We start from the raw sequence: 7,550 nt of genomic DNA on the forward strand, positions 1-7,550 counted from the left end.
AGTCAGGCGAGCCGCAGCGCGCGGAAGGTCACGCGCTGGTTGAACCACATCAGCGTCACCGTCGTCGTGCCCATCAGGACGGCGACGGCCAGATGCCCGGCGACCGAGGTGACCGGGGCGCCGAGGGCGGCGAGAACGAGATGGAGGCCGACCCGGAGCGCGACCATCCCGATGGCGATCTTCCGGGTGTGGGAGTTCTTGAGCATCGCGCGCATCAGCTTCATCCGGCGGCGCAGTACGGTCGCCCCGACGACGATGTTCACCAGGGCGATCCCGATGAGCACCATCCAGGCGTCGTCCCACGCCTTGGTCAGGTCGTACGCGGCCCCCATGACGCCCTCGAAGCCGAAGAACCACAGCGGCAGCGGCTTGATCCCGCTCAGGTCGATGTCGGTGGTCTTGCCCTTGGCCTTGGTTGTCGTGTCGGTCTCGGCCTTGCGATTGCGGACGCTGATGCCCATGTCCCCCGCCCTTTCGGCGTCATGTGGTGCCGTGTCCTGCTGACACCCACGATCCTTCCGGGTGGGGAACGCCCCGGGCAGAGCCGCCGATCACCGGTCCTTCATGACAGAAGTCATGGGTTCATGGGGGCATGGGTGACCGGTGACGGCCCGAACGTCAGACGTCCTCGTCCGCGAGCAGCTCACTCGCGTCCACGATCCGGTACGCGTACCCCTGCTCGGCCAGGAACCGCTGGCGGTGCGCCGCGAAGTCCTGGTCGATCGTGTCGCGCGCGACCACCGAGTAGAAGACCGCCGGGTGGCCGTCGGCCTTCGGGCGCAGCACCCGGCCGAGCCGCTGGGCCTCCTCCTGGCGCGATCCGAACGTGCCGGAGACCTGGATGGCGACCGTGGCCTCGGGGAGGTCGATGGAGAAGTTGGCCACCTTCGAGACGACGAGCACCGACAGCTCGCCCTGCCGGAAGGCGTCGAAGAGCTTCTCCCGCTGGGCGTTGGTGGTCTCGCCCTTGATGACGGGCGCGTCCAGGTGCTCGCCCAACTCGTCGAGCTGGTCGATGTACTGCCCGATGACCAGCGTCTGCTGCCCCTTGTGCCGGGCGACCAGCGCCTCGGTGATCCGCCGCTTGGAGTCGGTCGTGGCGCAGTAGCGGTACTTCTCGTCGGTCTCGGCGGTCGCGTACGCCAGCCGCTCGGTCTCGGTCAGATTGACCCGGACCTCGACACAGTCGGCGGGCGCGATGTAGCCCTGCGCCTCGATCTCCTTCCAGGGCGCGTCGAAGCGCTTCGGCCCGATGAGCGAGAAGACATCGGACTCCCGGCCGTCCTCCCGGACGAGCGTCGCCGTGAGCCCGAGCCGCCGCCGCGCCTGGAGGTCGGCGGTGAACTTGAAGACGGGCGCCGGCAGCAGATGCACCTCGTCGTAGACGATCAGGCCCCAGTCGCGGGAGTCGAACAGCTCGAGGTGCGGGTAGATGCCCTTCCGCTTGGTGGTGAGCACCTGGTACGTGGCGATGGTGATCGGGCGGATCTCCTTCCGCGTACCGCTGTACTCACCGATCTCTTCCTCGGTGAGCGAGGTGCGGCGCACCAGCTCGTGCTTCCACTGGCGGGCGGAGACGGTGTTGGTGACCAGGATCAGCGTGGTCGACTTGGCGGTGGCCATCGCACCCGCCCCGACCAGCGTCTTTCCGGCGCCGCAGGGCAGCACGACGACGCCCGAGCCACCGTGCCAGAAGCCCTCCACGGCCTGCGTCTGATACGGCCGCAGCGCCCAGCCGTCCTCGCGCAGCTCGATGGGGTGCGCCTCGCCGTCCACATAGCCGGCCAGGTCCTCGGCGGGCCAGCCCAGCTTCAGCAGCGTCTGCTTGATCTGGCCGCGCTCGGAGGGGTGGACGACGACCGTCTCCGGGTCGATCCGGGCGCCGACCAGCGGCTGGATCTTCTTCGACCGCAGGATCTCCTCGAGGATCGGGCGGTCGCTGGTCTCCAGGACCAGCCCGTGGGTGGGGTGCCTGAGCAGCCGCAGCCGCCCGTAGCGGGCCATGGTCTCCGCGACGTCCACGAGGAGGGCGTGCGGGACGGGGTAGCGGGAGTACGCCACGAGGGCGTCCACGACCTGCTCGGCGTCGTGCCCGGCGGCGCGGGCGTTCCACAGCCCGAGCGGGGTCACCCGGTAGGTGTGGATGTGCTCGGGCGCTCGCTCCAGCTCGGCGAAGGGCGCGATGGCGCGGCGGCAGGCGTCCGCCTGCTCGTGATCCACCTCGAGCAGGAGCGTCTTGTCGCTTTGGACGATGAGGGGTCCATTCACGCGCCTGGGTCCTTTCGTGCTGGCCGGCCAAAGAACCAGTGTCCCCCATCGAGAAGGCGTGGCGGAGAGCCACAGGGATACTCCGGGCGGCTACGGGCAAGCGGCGAAGACGGACACGGACCGGCGGAGCGGCGACAACAGAGCCATGGGCGGGAGGCGAGTCCCTGTGATCAGCATCGCTGGATGGGAGATCCGGCGGACGGCGGAGAAGAGGACGACGGTAAAGCGGACGGCGGAGAAGAAGCCGAAGGCGGGTTCCCGGACGACGGGCGGCCAGAAGAAGACGAGTGGGCAGGGCCGGAAGAAGGCGGCCGGCGGTCAGAAGAAGGGGCCGCGGACGGGCGGGGGCCTGACGAAGGGGCCCGTGACCGCGAAGAAGCAGAGCGCGAAGTCGCCCACCGCGAAGTCGCCCACGGCGAAGGCCCGGACTGAGAAGGCCCAGTCCACGAAGGGTCAGTCGGCGAAGTCGCCGACGGCGAAGGCCCCCTCGAAGGGCCGGACCGCCGAATCCCCCGAGCCCCAGGGCGCCCCGGAGAAGGCGCTGCTGCAGCGCACCTCGCTCGGCGCGCGCGTCGCACGGGCGATGGTGCTGCTCCTGGCGTTCGTCTGCATGGTCGGCTTCGCGGCGGCGCTCGCCAAGGTCACGCTCGTGCCCTCGCCCGGCTCCGTCGACCTCGTCCACACCAATCTGCATCCGGGACGCTCGCTACGCGCCTACGTCGACCAGCCCGCCTTCCAGGACACGGTGAAGCAGATCGGCGGCAATGTGCTGCTCGGCGCGCCCTTCGGGGTGCTGCTGCCGATGCTGGTGCCCAAGGCGCGGGGCGCGGTGCGGGTGGTCGTGGTGACGGCCTTGGTGATGGTGGCCGTCGAGACCGTTCAGGGGCTCATCGTCGAGGGCCGGGCCTTCGACATCGACGACGTCATCCTCAACACCTCGGGCGCGCTGATCGGCTATGTCGTGGCCGGCCGTTGGCTCGGCCACGCCCTGCACCCGCGCCGTCGCCACTGGTGGCACCGGTGGACCCGGCGCGGGACCGAGGCACCGCCCGTGGCGTGAGCCGTCCCTCCGTGCCGTGGCCCCACCCCGCCCCTGGACCCCGGACGCCCTTCGGGCGTGTTACGTGGCGTCCTCGGCCAGTTCGGCGGCGCCCGTGATGCGGTGCAGGGGGTACGTACGGACCTCGTCGGCCGTGTGGTCGTACGCCGTGACGAAGCCGCCCTCGACCCGGACCGGGGCGATCACGCGCTGGGTGGCCGCGCCGTTCGCGTTGACGTAGCCGATCCAGACGTTGGAGCCGGTCAGGGCCGCGGCCTGCATGGTGGCGAGGGTGTCGGCGGAGGTGGTGCGGGGGAGCCGGTCGCCACTGGCGCCGGACCCGGACCCGGGCCGTGAGCCGGAAGCGGCCTCCGGCCTTGCTTCGGCCACGGCCGCCGGTTTGTGGGGCGCCGTCGCGGCGAGGTCCCCGGCGCGGATGGCGCGCACCGCCGCGCCCAGCAGGGTGGCGTCCGGTACCGGCGGGCCCTCCGGCACCGGAACGGGCGGTTTACGGGGCGGGGTGCGCTGGGCTTCGGCCCGGCTGACCAGCACATCGCCCTCGGCGGACTCGGCCGCCGGGGCGTACCCCATCGCCCGCAGCCCCTCCAGCAGCGTGTCCGGCGGCGCCTGGGCGGCCAGCACGGTGGGGGCGAGGCGGCGCAGCCGCAGCCCCGCCGAACGGCGGTCGGCGAGGATCTCGGCGAGCAGCGCGTCGTCGTCGCAGCGCAGATACGCGGAGGCGGCGCCGATGCGCAGTCGGCCGTGCTTACGGGCCACGTCGTCCACGAGGTAGGCGAGCGGCTGGGGCACCGGGGTGCGGGAGTGCGCGGCGAGGAAGGTGTGCACATCGTCGGCGGTCCGCCCGGCGTCCAGCGCACGGCGTACGGACTCGGGCGTGAAGCGGTAGACGGTCGCGCCGCCCTTGGACTCGACGTCGGCGAGGATGCCCAGCGTCTCGGCGAGCGGCCGTTCCAGCGGGCCGGGCGCGACGGCGGTCAGATCGGCCTGGAGCAGGACGTGGTCGAGGGGCTCGGGGAGCAGTGGCGCGAGCAGCCTGGCGGCCTGCGCGGACGCGAGGTCGCTCTCGGCGGCCGTCGGCTCGTCCGGGTGGCGTTCCAGCAGGGCGCGGCCGTGGGAGGAGAGCGCGCCCCGGCCGGTGACCCCGAGCATTTCGGCCTCGGCGACGGCCCAGCGGGTCAGCCGCGAGCGCAGGCCCTCGCCGGTGGGCGAGGCGGCCCCGGGGGCGGGGGCGGAAGGGAAGGTGGCCCCGGGGGCGGACCCGGAAGGCGAGGCCGCACCGGGGGTGGCCGCGGTGGCGGCCGGGGCCCCGCGGTGGCCGGTCGGCCGCTCCCACCGGAGCCGGGCCAGCAGGACGTCGGGGGCGACCGCGGCACCGTGCGGGAGGGTGGCCAGGAGTTCCAGGACCCGGCGGCGGACCTCGGGGGCCGGGGAGCGGTCCAGTTCCGGGCCGAGCGCGGCGAGGGTGCGGCCCCTGCTGTCCCGGCCGCCGACCAGGCCCGACGTACGGGTCGCGGGCAGCCAGGCGGTGGCGAGCCGCGCCCAGCGTTCCTCGGCGGGCAGCCGCAGCCAGTCGTCGTAGGCGGGGGTGGGGGCGTAGCGCTCGTCGGTCTCGCCGTCGGAGGCCACCAGCCCGGCCGCGTACGCCAGCTCGATCCAGAAGGCGGCCACCGGTTCGGACACGTCGAGTGCCACGGCGGTCCGCTTGAGGTCACGGACGCTCAGCCCGCCCGCGCGCAGGACGGGCGGACCGGCGGTCTCCCACTGACCCAGCAGCTCCTCGACGGTGGCCAGGGCGGTGAAGGTCTGGCCCGCGGCGGTGTTGTCCACAACCTGTGGATCGTGCTCGGTGGTGGGCGAGAGCGGCGGGGCGAACGGCTCGGGTGCGCGGTGCGCCCGGCCGTGGCGCAGATGCAGGGCGACCTCGCGGGGCAGTACGACATTGCGGGGCCCGGAGGGCAGCAGCAGCGCGCGGTCCAGCAGCCAGCCGACGGGCGGGGTGGGCGAGGTGACGGACGCCTCCCCGTACGGCGGCCCCCAGGTCAGCTTGGCCAGCACGGCCGCCGCGCCCACCGGCGCCCCCTCGAGCAGCGCCGCCATCCGGACGCGGTCCCGGAACAGCTCGGCCAGGGCCGCCACCGCCGTGACCGGGTCGTGCGTGGGCGACAGCCCGGCCGCCGCCAGCAGCTCCTGAAGCCGCCCCGGCGACATCCCGGACGTGGCCTCCTGCACGGTCGGGCCGAGCCCGGTGGGGGAGGGCGAGGTGGGCGAGGGCGCGAGCAGCTCGCGAGCGGTCCTGACGAGCCGAAGCCGATCGTTCCCACCCCAGATCAGGGCCTGCTCGCGCAGCGTGGCCACGGCCCGCGGCAATTCGGCGACGATCGCGGCGCGTTCCTCGGCGCCCAGGGGGGCGCCGATGCCCGAGGTGGGCTCGGTGTCCGAGGCAGGCCCGGTGCCCGAGGTAGGCCCGGTGCCCGAGGCGGTTTCCGCGGGCGAGGTGGGTCCGGTGCCCGAGGCGGTCCCGGTGCCCGAGGCAGGCCCGGTGTCCGAGGCGGTTTGCGCGGGCGAGGCGGTCCCGATGCCCGAGGCGGTCCCGGTGCCCGAGGTGGGCCCGGTGTCCGAGGCGGTTTGCGCGGGCGAGGTGGTTCCGGTGCCCGAGGTGGACTCGGTGCCCGAGGCGGTTTGCGCGGGCGAGGCGGTCCCGGTGCCCGAGGCGGTTTCCGCGGGCGAGGTGGACCCGGTGCCCGGAGCGGCGCTGATACCCGACGCGGCGCCGGTGCCCGACGCGGTCTCGGCGGCAGGAGCGGGCCCGGCGGCCGAGGCATCCCCCGGGGGCTGGGCGCTCCCGGCACTTCGGGCGTCCCTTGGATCCCGGGCATCCCCTGGATCCCGAGCGTCCTCGGAACCCCGGGCATCTCCGGGGCCTTGGGCGTCCTCGGTGCCCGAGGCGGTCCCGGTGCCCGAGGCGGTTTGCGCGGGCGAGGTGGGCCCGGGGCCCGACGCGGCGCTGGTGCCCGACGCGGCGCTGGTGCCCGACGCGGTCCCGGCGGCAGGAGCGGGACCTGCGGCCGAGGCATCCCCCGGGGGCTGGGTGCTCCCGGCACTTCGGGCGTCCCTTGGATCCCGGGCATCCCCTGGATCCCGAGCGTCCTCGGAACCCCGGGCGTCTCCGTGGCCCGGGGCGTCCTCGGAACCCCGGGCGCCTCCGGGACCCCCGACTTCCTTCGCGCCCTGGGCGTCGTCCCTGGCACCCCCGGCCTCCTCCGGGCCCTCGTCGCCCGTCATCAGGTCCCGCAGGGTCTCGTACGAGCACGGGTCGGGCGCGACGGCCAGGGCCTCGGCGGTCTGTTGCGCGAATCGGTCGAGCCGCTCCACCGCCCGTACCACCGAGGCGCGGGTGCCCGCGCGGGCGGCGAGCTGGGTGAGGTCGTTCGGGACCGGGGAGAGCAGATCGGGGCGGGCGCGCAGCAGGGCGGCGAGGGCGTCGTCGGGCCGGGTGCGCAGCTCCTCGGCGAGGGTGCGCGGCACCCCGCGGCCACGGTCGCCGTCTCGTGGGCCGCCGTCCCGGGGGACGCGATCCTGCGGACCGCTGTCCCCATGGCCGGTGTCTGCGGGCAACTCATGCCTCCCGGTTGCGCGAGCTGGTCTCTTCGGGCATGTCAGCCCTCTCGATTCCATGAACTGCTCATTCGATCCACAGTACCCGCGGGGTGCGGGACGCAGGGGATGCGGCGGGATTCCGGTTCCACGCGGTACCGTCGGAGCCGACTGATACGCCGACGGTGCGCATTCTCAGGGGTCTTGGTGGGGATCGAGAGCGAGAAGCTCGTCTACGACTATCTGAGCCGTGTCGGGGACCTGGCTCAGCAACAAGGTCTGTCGTCCGGTGAACGTATGCGGCTGGTCTCCGGGCTCCGTGCCGATATCGACCACCGCCGGGCCACCGGAGGGGCGGACAGCCCGGCCGGGGTGAAGCGGATCCTGTCCAAGCTGGGCTCACCGGCCGATGTGGTGGCCGCCGCGGGTGGCCGAGGCCCCGACCCGGGATCGGGGGGAATGGGCGGTGAGCCCAGTACGGAGGGCAGCGGTGCGGGCGGCGGTGCGTCGTCGCGGGGAGCCGCCGGGGCGGCGCGGGCGGCCCGCGACAAGCTGGCCGGGCTCGCCAAGAGCAGCGGTCTCACCGGTAAGGTGCCCGCCCCGCGCGAGGAGGACGCCCCGGGGGTGC

General features: G+C 73.8%; 4 protein-coding genes and 1 pseudogene. 2 read left to right on the forward strand and 3 right to left on the reverse strand.

Going from position 1 to position 7,550, the window contains the following annotated elements; all coding sequences use genetic code 11:
- Positions 1–2 precede the first annotated feature (2 nt).
- Both GWI24_RS36595 and GWI24_RS36600 read right to left on the reverse strand, forming a co-directional pair.
- Entirely contained in the window at positions 3–461 is a 459-nt protein-coding gene (locus GWI24_RS36595; protein ID WP_247617374.1) for a hypothetical protein, read from the reverse strand.
- Positions 462–618: 157 nt separating this feature from the next.
- Positions 619–2,268 carry a DNA repair helicase XPB gene (locus tag GWI24_RS36600; RefSeq protein WP_210950350.1) on the reverse strand — a complete coding sequence of 550 codons (1,650 nt, stop codon included), beginning with the start codon at positions 2,266–2,268 and terminating at the stop codon, positions 619–621.
- 166 nt (positions 2,269–2,434) lie between these two features.
- Here GWI24_RS36600 and GWI24_RS36605 point away from each other — a divergent pair, with 166 nt between their 5' ends.
- On the forward strand, positions 2,435–3,328 hold the full coding sequence (locus GWI24_RS36605; RefSeq protein ID WP_308344210.1) for a VanZ family protein: 894 nt from the start codon (positions 2,435–2,437) through the stop codon (positions 3,326–3,328).
- 60 nt (positions 3,329–3,388) lie between these two features.
- Here GWI24_RS36605 and GWI24_RS36610 read toward each other — a convergent pair whose 3' ends face one another.
- On the reverse strand, positions 3,389–6,853 hold the full coding sequence (locus tag GWI24_RS36610) for a helicase-associated domain-containing protein (RefSeq protein WP_308344211.1): 3,465 nt from the start codon (positions 6,851–6,853) through the stop codon (positions 3,389–3,391).
- A 276-nt stretch (positions 6,854–7,129) separates the two neighbouring features.
- On the opposite strand from GWI24_RS36610, the pseudogene GWI24_RS36620 reads away from it, so the two are divergent.
- A pseudogene (locus GWI24_RS36620) lies at positions 7,130–7,550 on the forward strand (hypothetical protein); the annotation flags it as partial.

This window comes from Streptomyces sp. MK37H (assembly GCF_018035285.1).
GTDB lineage: Bacteria > Actinomycetota > Actinomycetes > Streptomycetales > Streptomycetaceae > Streptomyces > Streptomyces endocoffeicus.

Coding starts and splice junctions, on each gene's coding strand:
- GWI24_RS36595 (WP_247617374.1), bottom strand. CDS start 461: ATGGGCATCAGCGTCCGCAATCGCAAGGCCGAGACCGACACGACAACC.